We start from the raw sequence: 15188 nt of genomic DNA on the forward strand, positions 1-15188 counted from the left end.
GTCAGGCATAGCGCCTCGAAATGACCCGCTCCAGTGCACGGATGCCTTGCGCCTCGCCGCCGGCGGGTCCGTAGGGGCGATCGGACGGGTTCCAGGCGAAGATGTCGAAGTGCGCCCAGCCCGTTGTCCGTTCGACAAAGCGCTTGAGGAAAAGCGCCGCGGTGACCGAGCCGGCGAAACCGTCCGTGGTGACGTTGTTGATGTCGGCGATCTTCGACGCCAGCCTGCCGTCATAGGGCCGCCACAACGGCATGCGCCACAACGGATCCTCGACGGCCACCGAGGCCGCAGCCAGTTCGGACGCCAGCGCTTCGTCGCCAGTGTAGAAAGGCGGCAGATCGGGACCGAGCGCGACACGCGCTGCCCCGGTCAGCGTCGCCATGTCGATCAGCAGTTCCGGCTCCTCGTCATCGGCCAGCGCCAGCGCATCGGCCAGCACCAGCCGCCCTTCGGCGTCGGTGTTGCCGATCTCGACGGTGAGGCCCTTGCGGCTGGTCAGTACATCTCCAGGCCGGAAGGCGTTGCCGGCAATCGAATTCTCGACCGCCGGGATCAGGACGCGCAGCCGGATCTTCAGCCCGGCAGCCATGATCATCGAGGCCAGGCCCAGCACATTGGCGGCGCCGCCCATATCCTTCTTCATCAAGAGCATGCCCGACGACGGTTTGATGTCGAGGCCGCCAGTGTCGAAACAGACACCCTTGCCGACCAGCGTCACCTTCGGCGCGCCTTCCGGTCCCCAAACCATGTCGATCAGTCGCGGCGCTCCGACCGAGGCCCGGCCGACCGCATGGATCATCGGGAAATTCTGCTTCAGGAGATCATCCCCCTTGATCACCGACACCTCGGCCTTGTGAGTGGCCGCCAGGGTCCGCACGGCCTTCTCCAACTCGTCCGGTCCCATGTCGCTGGTCGGCGTGTTGACGAGGTCGCGCGCCAGGAAGACGCCGTCGGCGATTCGCCGGACATGACCCGCATCCGCGCCGGGCGGCAGCGCGAAACGCAACGCCTTGCCTGATTTCTTGCCGTAGCGAGTGAAGACGTAACCGCCGAGCACCAAGGCTATGGCCGCGAGTTCCGGCTCGGCTGGAGCGGCGGCAAAATGCCAGTCGCCTTCCGGCAAGGCTCTCGCCAGCATGCCGACGGCCAGCGCCCCCTCGCCATCACCGACGCCGAACAAAGCGCCGGCAAGGGAACCGTTGTCGCCGGGCAGGGCCAGCGTCCTGCCGGCTTCGCCGGAAAAGCCGTTGGCGGCCGCCCATGCGGTCGTGGAAGGCGAAAGCGCCAAAGCCTCCAGTCCATCCCTCGCGACCAGATGGACCGGCAAGGCAGTGCTTAGTGTCTCGATGAGTTCGACAGGCATTCGATGGTCTCCGGGAGGCTTGCAGGCCGTCCTCAGTCAAGTGACAGGGACGTCGGATGATTTCAACATCTATGCACAGAGGCCGGACATTGGACATGCCAGGCCAAAGGCTTCCGGCGGGCCGTTCACCGATCCGACGGCTCGCTTTTTAACTGTCCGTTAGGGTTAACAGAATATTTCTGCGGGGATGAAGATGGCCACGTGAATGGCCACGCGCAGGAATGGAGAGCCCCGTGCCGATGCCCACCAACCGCAGGATGAACGTCACGGGCAAACGGTTGGTCACCACGGCACTGCTGATGGCGCTGGCGGCCGGTGTTGCCGGGTGCGGAACCAGCAAGCTCACGACCGGCTCGATCGGGCGCACCAGCGGCAAACCGCTGGAAACCATGTCGGCCAGCGAGTTGCACGGGGCGACCGGGCGGCTGGGCGAATCCTACGCAAAGAACCCCAACGACAAGCGGCTGGCGACAAATTTTGCGGCGGCGCTCCAGATGGACGGCGATGCCGACCAGTCGCTTGCCGTGATGCGCAAGCTGGCGATCGCCTACCCCAAGGACCGCGACGTGCTTGCCGCCTACGGCAAGGCGCTGGCCGCCAACGGCCAGTTCGAGCCGGCGCTCGACGCCGTGCGCCGGGCGCAGACACCGGAATATCCGGACTGGCGGCTGATGTCCGCCGAGGCCGCCATTCTCGACCAGCTCGGGCAGAAGGATGAAGCGCGCCAGAACTACCGCAAGGCGCTGGACCTCAAGCCGAACGAACCCTCGATCCTTTCCAATCTCGGCATGTCCTATGTGCTGGAAGGCGATCTGCGCACCGCCGAGACCTATATGCGCTCGGCAGCCCGGCAACCGAATGCCGACAGCCGGGTGCGCCAGAACCTTGCGCTGGTCGTGGGACTGCAGGGCCGCTTCGACGAGGCCGAGAAGATCGCCTCGCAGGAGCTTTCGCCCGAACAGGCGCAAGCCAATGTAGCCTATCTTCGCCAGATGCTTGCCCAGCAGAACGCCTGGAGCCAGCTCAAGGATCAGGACAAGGCAAAGCCGGCGACCAACTGAGCGCCGCATGGGCGCCGGCCCCGCACAGCGCAAAATCCGTCCCCATATCAAAGCTGAAAAAACAAGTGCCGCACTGCATGGCAATGCGGCACTTTGTATGGCCGCAACGAGGCCTACTGGCTTGAGGAACTGTGCTGGTCGCCGAAGATGCCGCGCTGACTGACCTGAATGCCGGCCGGGCCCAGAATGATAGCGAACAAAACCGGCAGGAAGAACAGGATCATCGGCACGGTAAGCTTCGGCGGCAGGGCGGCGGCCTTCTTCTCGGCGGCATTCATGCGCATGTCACGGCTTTCCGAGGCCAGCACGCGCAATGCGTGCGCCACGGGTGTGCCGTAGCGTTCGGCCTGGACCAGCGCCTGGGACACTGACTTCACCGACTCCAGGCCGGTACGAGCCGAGAGGTTTTCATAAGCCTGCTTGCGCTCCTGCAGATAAGAGAGTTCGGCGTTGGTCAGCACGAATTCCTCCGCCAGCGCCACCGACTGCGAACCGATCTCCTCGGAGACCTTGCGCAAGGCAGCCTCGACCGACATGCCCGATTCGACGCAGATCAGCATCAGGTCGAGCGCATCCGGCCACGCCGCCTGGATCGACTGCTTGCGCTTGGCGGCACGATTGTTGACGTAAAGGATCGGCGCGTAGAAACCGGCGTAGGCGACAAGGATGCAGACGAACAGTTTCACGAAGGCCGGCCGGTCAGGCAGTCCGCCGAGCACGAACAGATAGATCGCTGCCAGCGCGAAACCGACAAAAGGCAGGATCAGGCGGAAGAACAGGAAGCGGGTCAGCGGGTTCTGGCCACGAAAGCCCGCCACCTTGAGCTTCTGCAACGTGCCTTCATCGGCCAACGCACGCCGCAGGTCCAGCCTGTCGACGATGTTGCGCATGCCGATCGACTGCTCTTCGCGCAGCCCCTTGCGGCGACGATCGGCTTCATTGGCAAGCCGCGCGCGCTGCTTGGCGCGCAATTCGTCACGCTCCAGCGCCACCGATCTCATGCGAGTCTTGAGCTGATTGCCACCAAGGGCCGGCAGCACCGTGAAGACGGTCGCGAACACCGCAATGCCAACCAGCAACGCTATCAGGAAGGCAGGATCGGTCAGCGATTTTACGACTTGGTCGGTCATTCGTTTTCAGTCTTTTCGTTTCGAGCTTTCCAAGGTCGGCCTAAACTTCAAAGTTCATCATCTTGCGCATCACCAGAATGCCGATCGACATCCAGACGCCGGAACAGCCGAGGATCAGATTGCCGGTGCTGGTGGTGAACAGCGGCATGATGTAGTTCGGGCTCGACAGATAGACGAGAAGGGCGACGACAAAAGGCAGCGCGCCGATGATGACGGCCGACGCCTTGGCTTCCATGGAAAGCGCCTGGACCTTGGCCTTCATCTTCTTGCGATCGCGAAGCACGCGCGACAGGTTGCCAAGCGCCTCGGAGAGATTACCGCCGGCCTGTGACTGGATCTGGATAACGATGCCGAAGAAGCTTGCCTCGCTGCACGGCATGGTTTCAGCCATGCGCAAGGTGGCATCGGGGATGGACATGCCAATCTGCTGTGAATCGACAATCCGGCGGAACTCGGTCTTGACCGGCTCCGGCGATTCACTGGCGATCAGGCGAATGGCGTCGTTGAGCGGCAGGCCGGATTTGACGGCGCGCACGATGATGTCGAGGGCGTTGGGAAATTCGTTGAGAAACGCCTTGACCCGGCGCGCGCGGCGAAACGAGACGAACCAGCGCGGCAGGCCGAGCGCCCCCGCCAGCAGAGCGCCCGGCAGGACCAGAAGCGGCGCGCCGGCGAGATAGGCAAGCACCGTCAGCGCGATGCCGCAAATGACGGAGTAGATATAGAAACGCTCGATCGAGACCTGCATGCCGGCCTGACGAATCTGGGCCTTCAACGGCGGCTTCTTGACGGCGAGTTCGTTGGTTTTCTGCTTTTCGTCGAGCTGTTTCAGCGTGTCCTGGACAGATTTACGCCGCTTGACCGCCTCCGCGACACGGTCGCGCGAAGCCTTGACGACCGAACGATCGGTCTCGGCGGCCTTGATCGTCTCGAGCCGCTTGCCGGCCTGCTTCTCGTTGCTCATCTTGGTGAACAGGAAGGCATAGGCGACCGCACCGGCGCTGAAGCCGGCGAGCACGATGAACGCCAGTACGGTGGTGTCAATTCCGAACATCGACCTCGGTCCCCAGCGCATATCGCCGTTTCAAGGAAACGGCGATATGCGCTATCGCTTTGTTTTGACGCAATTCCCAAGGGAAAGCGCTACGCGCTTTTCCCGGGAAAACCGCTTCACACTTTTCCTGGAATTGCTTCCAACCTCGATATGCGTCAGTCAGCGCGTTTCTCCATCGATTCCAGCGCATTGGCGAGGCGCTGTTCCTCGCCATAGTAGCGGGCGCGATCCCAGAAATGCGGACGGCCGATGCCGGTCGACACGTGCTCGCCAAGCAGCCTTCCATTCGAGTCCTCGCCCTTGATGTTGTAGAGCACGATATCCTGCGTGATGATGACGTCGCCTTCCATGCCGATCACCTCGGTGATGTGGGTGATGCGGCGCGAGCCGTCGCGAAGGCGTGCTGCCTGGATGATGACATCGATGGAGCCGACGACGATTTCACGCACGGTCTTCTGCGGCAGCGAATAGCCCCCCATGGCGATCATCGATTCGATACGGTTCAGGCATTCGCGCGGGCTGTTGGAGTGGATTGTTCCCATCGACCCGTCATGGCCGGTGTTCATCGCCTGTAGCAGGTCGAAAACCTCCGGTCCGCGCACTTCGCCTACGATGATGCGTTCGGGCCGCATGCGCAGGCAGTTCTTGACCAGGTCGCGCATGGTCACCTCGCCTTCGCCCTCGAGATTGGGCGGGCGGGTTTCGAGACGCACCACGTGCGGCTGCTGCAGTTGCAGTTCGGCCGAGTCTTCGCAGGTGATGACGCGTTCCTCGCGGTCGATATAGTTGGTCAGGCAGTTGAGCAGCGTCGTCTTGCCAGAGCCGGTACCGCCGGAGATGACGATGTTGCAGCGGACGCGGCCGATGATCTTGAGGATCTCGGCGCCCTGCGGCGAGATGGCGCCGAACTTGACCAGCTGATCGAGCGTCAGCTTGTCCTTCTTGAACTTGCGGATGGTGAGCGCGGTGCCGTCGATGGAGAGCGGCGGGGCGATGACGTTGACGCGGGAGCCGTCGGGTAAGCGGGCGTCGCAGATCGGGCTCGATTCGTCGACGCGGCGGCCAACCTGGCTGACGATACGCTGGCAGATGTTGAGCAGTTGCTGATTGTCGCGGAAGCGGATGCCGGTCTGTTCGACCTTGCCGTTGACTTCGATGTAGACGTTCTTGGAGCCGTTGACCATGATGTCGGCGATATCGTCGCGGGCGAGCAGCGGCTCCAGCGGGCCGTAGCCCAGCACATCGTTGCAGATGTCCTCGAGCAACTCTTCCTGCTCGGCGATCGACATTGCGAAATTTTTGATGGCGATGATGTCGTTGACGATGTCGCGGATTTCCTCGCGCGCGCTCTCGGGATCGAGCTTGGCGAGTTGCGACAGGTCAATGGTGTCGATGAGCGCGGAGAAGACCTGGCTCTTGGTGTCGTAGTAGGTTTCACTTTTTTCGCGCTGGATCTTTTTTGGCGGCTCCGGCGCCATCGACGGCGCCTCAACGGCACGGCGAGTTGGCGGGGTTCCCGGCGCTCCAGGCGGCGCTGCCGCGGGCCGGGCAAGTACCGCCATGTCCGCAGGCGTTGCAGTGGCCGGCGCCGCTGGCGCCGGTGCTGGCTGACGGAACTCCGGGGTGAACCGGCCGCCGTCGTCGGAGCCTCTTTTACCAAACATGATCGACTACCAATTCCGTCCAGAACATGATGCCGAAGCGGTTTTCGAACGACATCATGCTCTACTTCTTGATTTGGAGGGGAGCGTCATTTCTTGTTACGCGAGAGCTTGCCGAGCAGGCCGCCAAGGCCTGCCTTCTTCCTGGCCTTGATTTCGCTGCGACCGGTCAGGACATGCGCGATTTCGTTGATCATGCCGACGACCGGGCTCCTGGCATCCATCTCGCCCAGCATGCGGCCGTTGTTGGCGGCATTTCCAAACAACAACGGGTCGAAGGCGATGACCGACATCGGCGTGAGGCTGAGCGGCTCGGCGAAGTCGGAAGCGGAAATCTCGGGCCGTTTCGGCACGCCGGCCTGGTTGATGATCAGCTTCGGCGGCGGATCGTTCGGGCGAAGCCTCGTCAGCATATCGACCAGGTTCTTGGTGTTGCGCAGATTGGCCAGTTCCGGCGTCGCCGTGATGACGATCTCGTCGGCCTTGATCAGTGTGTTCTTGGTCCAGCCCGTCCAGATATGGGGACGTCGAGCACCAGCAGCGGCACGCTGCGCTGGGCGGTATCGATGAGTTGCGTGAAGGCATCGGGATCGAAATCATAGACACGTTCCAGTGTGGAGGGCGCGGCGAGCAGCGACAGATGTTCGGCGCACTGGGCAAGCAGACGGTCGAGATAGACTTCGTCGACGCGTTCGGGCGAAAATACGGCTTCGGCGATGCCTTGCGCGGGGTCCTGGTCGAAATTTATGTTGGCCGTCCCGAAAGCCAGGTCGAGATCGGCGACGACCACTTCCGACTTGAACAGCGATGACATCGCCCACGCTACATTGTGGGCGATGGTCGAGGAGCCGACGCCGCCCTTGGCGCCGATGAAGGCGATCGAGCGGCCGATCGGCTCGGCTTCCGGATCGACGAAGATCGATGACACCACGGAGACGATATCGGCCATCGACACCGGTGCGATGACATATTCGGAAATACCGAAGCGAATGAGTTCGCGGTAGAGACCGACATCGTTGTAGTGGCCGATCACCACGACTTTGGAGGAGGGATCGCAATATTCTGAAAGCTGGGCAAGCTGCTCCAGCAATTGCTTCGGTTCGCTGCGCGATTCCAGCAGGATGAGGTTCGGCGTCGGCGCCGATTGATAGAATTCGATCGCCGTGGCGATGCCGCCCATATGCACTTTCAGATGCGCCTTGGCCATGCGGCGATCCTCGCCGGCCCGCTCCACCGGATGCGCGACACCTTCCGTCTCGCAAAATGCCTGGATCGAAATACGCGGCACCGGCCGCAGCGCCTGCATCGCGGCAATATCCGATTGCGAGCTGTCGCCGCCGTCTCCGGGCGTGTCGTAGGCAAGATTGCTCATCGTTATGCTCTTTTCCGTGACTTCTCTTTCCGGTCTCTACGCTGGACCGGCGCTCCTAATACGTCACTTCCGAACTGCCGAGGAACTCGTCCGAAATACCTCTGCCGCGATAGACGTCGATCACCGCGCCGCGGTTCTCGGCGTCGATATCGGACGACTTTCTTGGCCCGAGCAGATCGGCCGGATTGGCGAGTTGCGCGGCGAGGTTGTTTTGAGACGAGCAGCCGTAATCGGCGTAGTGCTTGTTTTCGGAGGTTGCGAGGATGTCTTCGGGCCAGCGCCCGCATTTGTCGGTCTGGGCTCTCACCGAAATATAGGAAACGCGGATAGGCGCCGAGGCTTCCGGGGAAACCGACTGGTAGGAGGTCACCACGATCCGGTTTCGCTTGATGCCGCTGGCAACCGCCAGCCTGGCGAAATCGCGCGCCGCGGCAGTCGCCGCCACCTCATTGGCCGAGCCGATCGGGGTTGCGATCGTCAGCGCCGGGGCAGCGCTCCTGTCGTAGCCGTCAAGGAAGCCTAGAAACGTGTCGCGCTGCGAGCCGGTCATGCCGCGATCGCCGGCGCCGACCGGGAGGTCCAGCTTCTGGTTCTTCTCGGCAATCACGATCGGATGCGTGGTGCGATAATCATCGGGAATCGCCCCGACCGTGATGCTGTCGCGCTTGGCACAACCGGCGAGCGAGGCCGCGATCGCGATCGCCAGGATCGGCATTGCCGATCGGCTGATCCGCGCACCACCGGACCGCACTGTCGTGGCGACCGCTATGGCCTTCGATGCTGACTGAGACATGTCCGCTCCCCGCTTACTTGTAGATGAAGCCGACAACGCCGTGGTAGCGGCCGTTGGGCTTGTCGGTCTGCATGGTGCCGTAGACGCGGTTGACGCGGCCAAGGAACATGGCCGGGCCATCGCCGGCGGCGTTGAAATTGTCGTCCGGCTTGGCCAGGTCGTTGCGCGCCACCGGCCGCGCCAGATAGGGCGTGATGATGATGACCAGCTCGCTTTCGTTGCGGACGAAATCGCGGCTGCGGAACAGCGTGCCGAGCACCGGGATCTTGGTCAGTCCGGGCAAGCCGTTTACCGCCTGCCTGACGTCGTCGCGGACGAGGCCGGCTATCATCATCGATCCACCCGAAGGCAGTTCCACGGTCGTGTCGGCCAAACGTTTGCGCAGCGATATGACGTTGGTGTCTCCGAAAGAGACCGCGCCTTCGGTGGTCGGTTCGGAAACCGACGTCCTGACCTTCAGGCTGATGCGACCGGGCGACAGCACCACAGGCTGAAATTCCAGGCCGATGCCGTATTCGATTTTCTGAGCCGTCCAAACCCTGTCGGCATTCTGATTGGCATCCGACTTGGCATTTGTAACGGCGCTGACCATATTGTACTCGCCGCCGACCTTGAAGGTCGCCTTCTCACCGGAGACGGCCGTCAAAGTAGGCTCGGCCAGCGTTTTCATGACGCCGGACTGCTCCATCGCAGTGATGTAGCCCTGCAGAGCAGAGGTGGCAAAATTGACCCCCGAACTCGACAACGGCTTGCCTAGGCCGGGGAAGGTGTCACTGGTCGCATTGAAGCTGATGCCGTTGGAGCTGCCTTTGCCAACCATGTTGACGCCGAGCTGCTTCATCACCGAGCGGCTGACTTCGGCCACGGTCACCTTCAGCGTCACCTGGTCGTCGCCGATGATCTGCAGCAGGTTGACGATCTTCGAGACCCGGCGTTCGGCATCCGGATTGTTGATGTCGACGCCGCCATTGGCATTGCCGCCTGCCGCGGTCTGCGAATACTGACCGGTCGTCGCTTCACCGCCGGACACGAAGATGGTTGCCAGATCGACGGCGCGCTTGGCATCGAGCGGCGTGTCCACCGTCCCGGTCAGGACGACGTTGTCGTTCAGCAACTCGACCTTGATCTCGGCATTCGGAAGGAAGCGCTTGAGATAATCTTCCAATCCGGCGACGTCGCGTTCGACGGCCAGATCCAGGCTGGCGATCTGCTCGCCATTGGGACCGAAGACGAAGATGTTGGTTTCGCCCACCGACTTGCCGAACAGATAGATCCGCCTTGCGGTGCGGGTCACCGCATCGGCGACCGCGGGGTTGGCGACCAGGATGTCGTAGGCGTCGCTCGGCAGATCGATGACCACCGATTTGTTGAGGCCAAGCTTGACACGTTGCGTGGCCGACGAGGCCATGACCCCGACGCTCTTTCCGGCGGCCTTGGCGTCGACAAGGCCACTTGCATGGGCTCCGAGAAAAAGCAGACCGATGGCCGCAGCCGTGGTGACCGGCAGTCTAGCGACTAACCTCATTTCCTTGCCCCTACTTCGGAAACTTCGCCCGATTTGATCAACCGCACCGTTCCGCGCCGCCCATTGCCGGAAACGAGGTAGTCGGCTTCATCGGTACCCTTTTCCTTGTTGTCGGTGATCGAGCGCAGCGCCAGCGTCAGGCGATCGGCCATCTGCTGGGCGACGGTGATGATCTCGGCCTGCTGCGGCGTCAGCTCCAGCGTCGCCGTCTGTCCGACCCTGGTCTTCTTGCCTTCCTCGTCCTCCTGGATGGTCTGATCGATCGCCAGGACGCGGATGTTCTTGAGGATGGTCTCGGTGGTGAATCCGCTACCGGCGTTGCCGGTGTCGGATCTGCGGGTCATGATGACGTCGACAAAATCGTTAGGCAGGATAAAGCCGCCTGCCGACGTGTCGGCCGAGATCGCGGTGGCGACGGCACGCATGCCGGTGGGCAGGATCGAAGACATGAAGCTCTGCCCCTCGCCGATCAGCTTGGAGCGCCGCAACGGCTCACCGGTGTACATCGCCATGCGGGCGACGGAGCCCTTCAGCTTCTCCCGCGCTTCGGGTTCGGCGGCACGGGTGATGAAATTCGCATTGATGCCATCGGACGGCCAGGACTCCCAGCTGAGATTGTTCTCAAGCGGGCTTCCCATCGGCACGTCGCCGGAAAGCACGAGCACATCCTGCAAGGCGATGGCCGGCGCCTGCGGGGCATCGACGACGACCTGCTGGGGCGGGACCGCCACCATATTCTTGGCAACATAACCTGCACCACCCGCCGCGGCCACCGCCACGCCCAGAATGATCAGTCGGGATGCTGGCATCTGTCCGAACCCTCGCCTTTAGGCAACCACCTAGCCAGGCCGGACTTTGCAGCGGCAATCGTCAAAACAAGGTTAATACAATGCTTACGATCGTGATTAATTCAAGGTTTACATAATTACACGACCATGCTCCGACAAAATGAAAAAGGCGGCCAAGCCGCCTCTTTTCAGGATCGATGCCGAAAGGGCAGAGGAGGTTCGCTACATCAGGTCGCCAACCTTGCCAATGCCCATTCCATCAAGGGCGAATCGGGATAGGTCAGCAGCCCGCCAATGCCGAGTGCGATGCCATAGGGAACGCCATTCATCTCGTCGGCGAAATGGCGCAGGACCGGATTGTGACTGGTGTAGGTCGCCAGCGGCGATTTCCGATAGAAGAGAATGGCGAGCGTCAGCATGCCACCGATGAACGTCGAAGCGACGAGGTAATTGACAAGGTGAATGTTGAGCCCCATCCAGATGGACGTGGCTGCCAAAAGCTTGGCATCGCCTCCGCCCATGCCGCCGAGCGCAAACAGACCGAAAGTCACGGCCAGCACCAGGCCGCCGGCGGCGAAATGCCAGCCGTAAGTTGCCCAGTCCATACCCGTCAGTGGCGCAACCACGGCAAAGACGGCCACAAGCAGCACCGGCACCCGATTGGAGATTGTCATCGACAGCGCGTCGGAGATCGCCGCAAAAAGCATGCAAAACGGAAAGACAACGAAGATCAGCGCGTTGAGCATCGGTCTCTCATGGTTGGAAAGGCAACGATGGCTGCAGGTTAGGCGGCTTGGGTTAAGGATTGGTGAGTTCTGCTGATGCGGGGCAAATCCCGGGAAATGTCAGGGCGCCAAGCGGCGCAGCAAAGACCAAAGCCAAACGATCTTCAAAGACAAAAGGGCCGCCAGCGAGGCGGCCCTTCCAGTCTACCAGTCGAAACAGGATGCTAGACTATTACTTACAAGCAGCGTTCGTCGGATCCTTCACGCAATCCGCGATGTCCTTGAACTTGTTGTTCAGGGCATTGCCGAGCTGACCAGCGCCAACCATGATGGCAAGCGCGATGAGAGCTGCGATCAGACCGTATTCGATAGCGGTCGCGCCGGATTCGTCCTTCGCGAAACGTGCGATGAGATTAGACATTCGAGAGCTCCTACTCCACGTGTTACAGCACTTCCGTCAACTTCTGTGGTGGTTGATCGGATGCTGCCAATCTACGGAGAAGCTCTTTCAATCGGCTTAATAAACAGCCTTACCGATTCCTTTCCCGCTTCGAACAGCTTGCGTGGTTAACCGTAAACTAAACGCTGGACAGTAGCTCGCCTGCCCGTGAAGAGCTGTAATTTCACGGCTATCGGCAGGATGCATTGTTACATTAGCTGGCAGCAGGATTGGTGCGAATACCCCGGCGCCGGTCAAGGGTTTAACCGTTGGTTCACCAATCTCCTTCATGTTTCTTTGAACAAGTTTTGCCGCTGTGGAGCGCCTTGATGACTGCCATGAAATCGTCATTCCTGCTTGTCGCGCTTCTCGCCGTCCCGGCTTTTGTGCTGCCGGCCAAGGCCGGAGCCGGCATCGAAGTGACGATGAATCAGGCCAAGATCGTCAAACTGACACGCCCCGCCGACACCATAGTCGTCGGCAATCCGGCGATTGCCGACGCCTCCGTCCAGGATGCATCGACGATCGTACTGACTGGCAAGGGGTTCGGCGTCACCAATCTGGTTGTCCTCGACCACGATGGCAGCCCGATCGTCGACGAGCAGGTGACCGTGGTGCGCCAGGACGCGTCGTCCGTGCGTATCTACAGGCGCGCCTCGGTACAGACCATGTCCTGCACGCCCTATTGCGAAAGCTCGTACAAGAGCGACTCGGAAAAGTCGTCCGAAGCCGAGATGAGCGCTGGGCAGTAAGCGCCTCAGTTGGCTCGATTGTCTCGGGAAAGCCGCGTCGGTTAGCGGCCGGTTAATGTCGCCTGGTCGAATTTAACGGTCATTCAAACCGGAGCTAAATGGGTTCTTGATAGTGGTGCTGACGGTACCGCATCAGGATCGCAGGAACGGGATATGGGCGACGTTTTGGACGAGGATTCAGAACGCGAGATCTGCAAGGCCAAGGCAGGGCGCGTGACGTTTGCCCCTCATTTCCTTCGTGATCGGCGCGGCAGCACGGCGATAGAATTCGCGATGCTTGCGCTACCGTTTGCGGCTCTCGTCTTCGCCATCCTCGAGAGCTGCGTTTCATTTGCCGGACAGGAGGTGATGGCCAACATCACCGATGATATCGCCCGTCAGTTGCGTACTGGCCAGTTGAGGCAAGCGGATGTGACGGAAGAGAAGCTGAAGGGCTTGGTCTGCGCCAGACTCGAGATCATTGTCGCGAAGGGTTGCCCCGGTTTGCTGGTGGATCTGCGCCCGTTCAAGACCTTTGCCGGGGCAGCCAGTGCGGGTTTCACGATTTCCGGCTCGACCATCACGCTGACGGGCAAGGATCCGGATACAGGCAAGGACCCGGCTTTCGGGACCCCTACAATAGGTCCGGCAGAATCAAAGAACATGCTGCGGGTCTTTTACCCTTGGCCGGTCATGACCGATTTCATGGCTCAATACATGTCGAATATGGATGGCGGCAAGACTCTGCATTACGCGACGACAACGTGGCAAAACGAGCCATTCGACAACTGAAATTGCACGTGTAAGCAAAAGGAAAAGTGCATGTTTCGTGCGGGGGCACATCCGGGGATGTCGGTTAGCTGGAAGAGAGCGGAGCGGTTTTTTTCCGATCGGCGCGGCATAGCGGCCGTCGAGTTTGCCCTCATCGTGCCTGTCTTGCTGATCATGTATTTCATTACGATGGAGGCCTCGCAAGCCATCGAGGCCAGCAAGAAGGTCAGCCGCATCAGCTCCATGGTTGCCGACCTCGTCACGCAGCAAACGTCGGTGGTCAACGCAGATCTCACCGACATCATGAAGATCGGCAACTCCAGCCTTCAGCCTTACAACCGCTCGGTCGCCAATATCTCCATTACGGCAATCGACATCAGAACCGACCCGAACAATCCGATACCGCAAGCAAAGGTGGCGTGGTCCTGGAGCGTGCTGGATGGGAAGACTGGCCGCGACTCCAACCCGACAACTTCCACCACCGTTCCGGCGACGCTCAATGTTGCGGGGACTTTCCTCATTCGTGTCAAAACCACTCTAGCATACCAACCGATCATCTCCTGGTCGGAAGGCTCCGAAAAGCCGCTCGGATTTATCTCGGCCTTCAACGAAGGCAAGATAACGATGAGCGAAACCTACTATCTCAGGCCGCGCCGGACCACGTCGATCCCCTGCAGCGATTGCTGAAGCAGCTCTGGCCCATCCGACCCCGGCTTTATTGCGCGCCGCTGTCGGTGCTGCCCGACACCAGGCGCACGATGGAATCGGCCATCGCATAGTCACTCGCAGCGGCGAGCGTGAACCCTCCCGAATGTTTCGATTCCACGAAATCGTAGACTTCCGGCGACTGCGATCTGAGATTGGTGAGGAAGACGGTCAGTCGGCGTTTGGCTTCGGGGTCGAGATCGCTGCGGACGGCGTGAGGGCCGTATCTGAGCACGCCGGAGGTCCAGATGATCTGGAGCGCGGCTTCTGGAATGCCCGCCGCCTCCAGTCGCGCCGCCGTGCCGTCCGGATCAGCCGGCTGATCGCCAGCAATCGCCGTCCGGTTTTCCGCCGTGGCCCGCTCCCAGCCGAACAAGGCATCGGCCTGGCCATCGACCAGCATCGCTTCTGCGGCGGCAGCCGAGCCGGCATGAGCGAGGAATGGCGCATCCTGGCTGATCTTGATGCCGTCGGCCGCCAGCCCGGCGAGCGGTAGAAGCGAACCGCCGACATTGTCGGAAGGCGCCATGGCGATGCGGTGCGTTTCCAGGGCCGCGAGATCGGAAAGCCTGCCGTCGCGCGTCAAAAGCACGGAGCGGATGCCCGTGGCACCGTCGGCATCGACCGGCGCCACAAGAGGTTCGACGCAGCCGCAGCGCTCCGAGGCGGTGGCGTAGGCGGTCGCCGAATAGACCGCGTACTGAATCCGGCCATTGGCCTGTGCCTCTATCAGCGCCGCATAGTCATGCGCGACGACGAATTCCACCTTCATGCCGAGCGCCCTGCCGTAGGCGTCAGTCAGCATGGCCAGACCCGGAACCGTGTTGCCGGCGCCCGGCTCGGCAACGATGCCGATCCGAAACGTGCCGATCTGGTCGCGCCAGTCGGCGTGCGCGGCGAGCTGCGAGGCCAGCAGCGCTACAGTGGTCGCCAGTGCACTCCAACCCAGGTCAGCCCGTCTCATCGATCCATGCCCCGCACGCCGTTCCTTGAAGCGCATCGCATGTCTCAAGGATGCGTACAGCGCGCCTGCCCGACTTCGCGACCATCGCGTCAGGCCGTTGCCGCCT

Annotated in this window: 14 protein-coding genes and 1 pseudogene; 4 read left to right on the forward strand and 11 right to left on the reverse strand. The window is 61.5% G+C overall.

Features of this window, described 5'->3' with window-relative positions:
• Nucleotide 1 precedes the first annotated feature (1 nt).
• Nucleotides 2-1363: a leucyl aminopeptidase family protein gene (locus NL532_RS31475; RefSeq protein ID WP_023755150.1), complete on the reverse strand. Its 1362-nt coding sequence runs from the start codon at nucleotides 1361-1363 to the stop codon at nucleotides 2-4.
• Between the two features lie 239 nt (nucleotides 1364-1602).
• Between NL532_RS31475 and NL532_RS31480 the strand changes: the two genes are divergently transcribed.
• Nucleotides 1603-2424, forward strand: coding sequence for a tetratricopeptide repeat protein (locus NL532_RS31480; protein WP_023755151.1), 822 nt, complete (start codon nucleotides 1603-1605; stop codon nucleotides 2422-2424).
• 113 nt (nucleotides 2425-2537) lie between these two features.
• Here the strand turns inward: NL532_RS31480 and NL532_RS31485 are convergent, their stop codons facing one another.
• The 9 genes and pseudogenes from NL532_RS31485 to NL532_RS31525 all read right to left on the reverse strand — a co-directional run bounded on the left by NL532_RS31485 (nucleotide 2538) and on the right by NL532_RS31525 (nucleotide 11893).
• Complete coding sequence (locus tag NL532_RS31485; protein WP_023692560.1) at nucleotides 2538-3554, reverse strand: type II secretion system F family protein; 1017 nt, start codon at nucleotides 3552-3554, stop codon at nucleotides 2538-2540.
• A gap of 40 nt (nucleotides 3555-3594) precedes the next feature.
• Complete coding sequence (locus NL532_RS31490; RefSeq protein ID WP_023669592.1) at nucleotides 3595-4608, reverse strand: type II secretion system F family protein; 1014 nt, start codon at nucleotides 4606-4608, stop codon at nucleotides 3595-3597.
• Between the two features lie 155 nt (nucleotides 4609-4763).
• On the reverse strand, nucleotides 4764-6272 hold the full coding sequence (locus NL532_RS31495) for a TadA family conjugal transfer-associated ATPase (RefSeq protein WP_023688717.1): 1509 nt from the start codon (nucleotides 6270-6272) through the stop codon (nucleotides 4764-4766).
• An 86-nt stretch (nucleotides 6273-6358) separates the two neighbouring features.
• Nucleotides 6359-7641, reverse strand: a pseudogene (locus NL532_RS31500) (CpaE/TadZ family protein).
• A 55-nt stretch (nucleotides 7642-7696) separates the two neighbouring features.
• Nucleotides 7697-8434, reverse strand: coding sequence for a CpaD family pilus assembly protein (locus NL532_RS31505; protein WP_023828443.1), 738 nt, complete (start codon nucleotides 8432-8434; stop codon nucleotides 7697-7699).
• Nucleotides 8435-8447: 13 nt separating this feature from the next.
• Entirely contained in the window at nucleotides 8448-9959 is a 1512-nt protein-coding gene (locus tag NL532_RS31510) for a type II and III secretion system protein family protein (RefSeq protein WP_023823744.1), read from the reverse strand.
• The gene (cpaB, locus tag NL532_RS31515; RefSeq protein WP_023688721.1) at nucleotides 9956-10768 is read right to left on the reverse strand and encodes a Flp pilus assembly protein CpaB; all 813 of its coding nucleotides are present in this window, start codon (nucleotides 10766-10768) and stop codon (nucleotides 9956-9958) included. The genes NL532_RS31510 and cpaB overlap by 4 nt, the downstream gene beginning before the upstream one ends.
• A gap of 206 nt (nucleotides 10769-10974) precedes the next feature.
• Entirely contained in the window at nucleotides 10975-11493 is a 519-nt protein-coding gene (locus NL532_RS31520) for an A24 family peptidase (RefSeq protein WP_023823746.1), read from the reverse strand.
• A gap of 211 nt (nucleotides 11494-11704) precedes the next feature.
• Entirely contained in the window at nucleotides 11705-11893 is a 189-nt protein-coding gene (locus tag NL532_RS31525; RefSeq protein ID WP_023699479.1) for a Flp family type IVb pilin, read from the reverse strand.
• A gap of 347 nt (nucleotides 11894-12240) precedes the next feature.
• Between NL532_RS31525 and NL532_RS31530 the strand changes: the two genes are divergently transcribed.
• The 3 genes from NL532_RS31530 to NL532_RS31540 all read left to right on the forward strand — a co-directional run bounded on the left by NL532_RS31530 (nucleotide 12241) and on the right by NL532_RS31540 (nucleotide 14100).
• Nucleotides 12241-12663: a pilus assembly protein N-terminal domain-containing protein gene (locus NL532_RS31530; RefSeq protein ID WP_023681988.1), complete on the forward strand. Its 423-nt coding sequence runs from the start codon at nucleotides 12241-12243 to the stop codon at nucleotides 12661-12663.
• A gap of 153 nt (nucleotides 12664-12816) precedes the next feature.
• A complete protein-coding gene (locus NL532_RS31535) occupies nucleotides 12817-13434 on the forward strand; it encodes a TadE/TadG family type IV pilus assembly protein (protein ID WP_050587454.1) in 618 nt (205 codons plus the stop codon).
• A 30-nt stretch (nucleotides 13435-13464) separates the two neighbouring features.
• Nucleotides 13465-14100, forward strand: a complete 636-nt coding sequence (locus NL532_RS31540; protein ID WP_023688725.1) for a TadE/TadG family type IV pilus assembly protein — start codon at nucleotides 13465-13467, stop codon at nucleotides 14098-14100.
• A gap of 28 nt (nucleotides 14101-14128) precedes the next feature.
• Here the strand turns inward: NL532_RS31540 and NL532_RS31545 are convergent, their stop codons facing one another.
• Nucleotides 14129-15082 carry a phosphate/phosphite/phosphonate ABC transporter substrate-binding protein gene (locus NL532_RS31545; RefSeq protein WP_023669581.1) on the reverse strand — a complete coding sequence of 318 codons (954 nt, stop codon included), beginning with the start codon at nucleotides 15080-15082 and terminating at the stop codon, nucleotides 14129-14131.
• Nucleotides 15083-15188 lie beyond the last annotated feature (106 nt).

This window comes from Mesorhizobium sp. C120A, from assembly GCF_030323105.1.
Taxonomy (GTDB): Bacteria; Pseudomonadota; Alphaproteobacteria; order Rhizobiales; family Rhizobiaceae; genus Mesorhizobium.

What these genes read in the sequence shown, in the direction of transcription:
- NL532_RS31540 (WP_023688725.1), top strand. Translation starts at nt 13,465, where the DNA reads ATGTTTCGTGCGGGGGCACATCCGGGGATGTCGGTTAGCTGGAAGAGA.
- NL532_RS31510 (WP_023823744.1), bottom strand. Translation starts at nt 9,959, where the DNA reads ATGAGGTTAGTCGCTAGACTGCCGGTCACCACGGCTGCGGCCATCGGT.
- cpaB (WP_023688721.1), bottom strand. Translation starts at nt 10,768, where the DNA reads ATGCCAGCATCCCGACTGATCATTCTGGGCGTGGCGGTGGCCGCGGCG.
- NL532_RS31495 (WP_023688717.1), bottom strand. Translation starts at nt 6,272, where the DNA reads ATGTTTGGTAAAAGAGGCTCCGACGACGGCGGCCGGTTCACCCCGGAG.
- NL532_RS31530 (WP_023681988.1), top strand. Translation starts at nt 12,241, where the DNA reads ATGACTGCCATGAAATCGTCATTCCTGCTTGTCGCGCTTCTCGCCGTC.
- NL532_RS31520 (WP_023823746.1), bottom strand. Translation starts at nt 11,493, where the DNA reads ATGCTCAACGCGCTGATCTTCGTTGTCTTTCCGTTTTGCATGCTTTTT.
- NL532_RS31480 (WP_023755151.1), top strand. Translation starts at nt 1,603, where the DNA reads ATGCCCACCAACCGCAGGATGAACGTCACGGGCAAACGGTTGGTCACC.
- NL532_RS31475 (WP_023755150.1), bottom strand. Translation starts at nt 1,363, where the DNA reads ATGCCTGTCGAACTCATCGAGACACTAAGCACTGCCTTGCCGGTCCAT.
- NL532_RS31545 (WP_023669581.1), bottom strand. Translation starts at nt 15,082, where the DNA reads ATGAGACGGGCTGACCTGGGTTGGAGTGCACTGGCGACCACTGTAGCG.
- NL532_RS31525 (WP_023699479.1), bottom strand. Translation starts at nt 11,893, where the DNA reads ATGTCTAATCTCATCGCACGTTTCGCGAAGGACGAATCCGGCGCGACC.
- NL532_RS31535 (WP_050587454.1), top strand. Translation starts at nt 12,817, where the DNA reads ATGGGCGACGTTTTGGACGAGGATTCAGAACGCGAGATCTGCAAGGCC.
- NL532_RS31505 (WP_023828443.1), bottom strand. Translation starts at nt 8,434, where the DNA reads ATGTCTCAGTCAGCATCGAAGGCCATAGCGGTCGCCACGACAGTGCGG.
- NL532_RS31485 (WP_023692560.1), bottom strand. Translation starts at nt 3,554, where the DNA reads ATGACCGACCAAGTCGTAAAATCGCTGACCGATCCTGCCTTCCTGATA.
- NL532_RS31490 (WP_023669592.1), bottom strand. Translation starts at nt 4,608, where the DNA reads ATGTTCGGAATTGACACCACCGTACTGGCGTTCATCGTGCTCGCCGGC.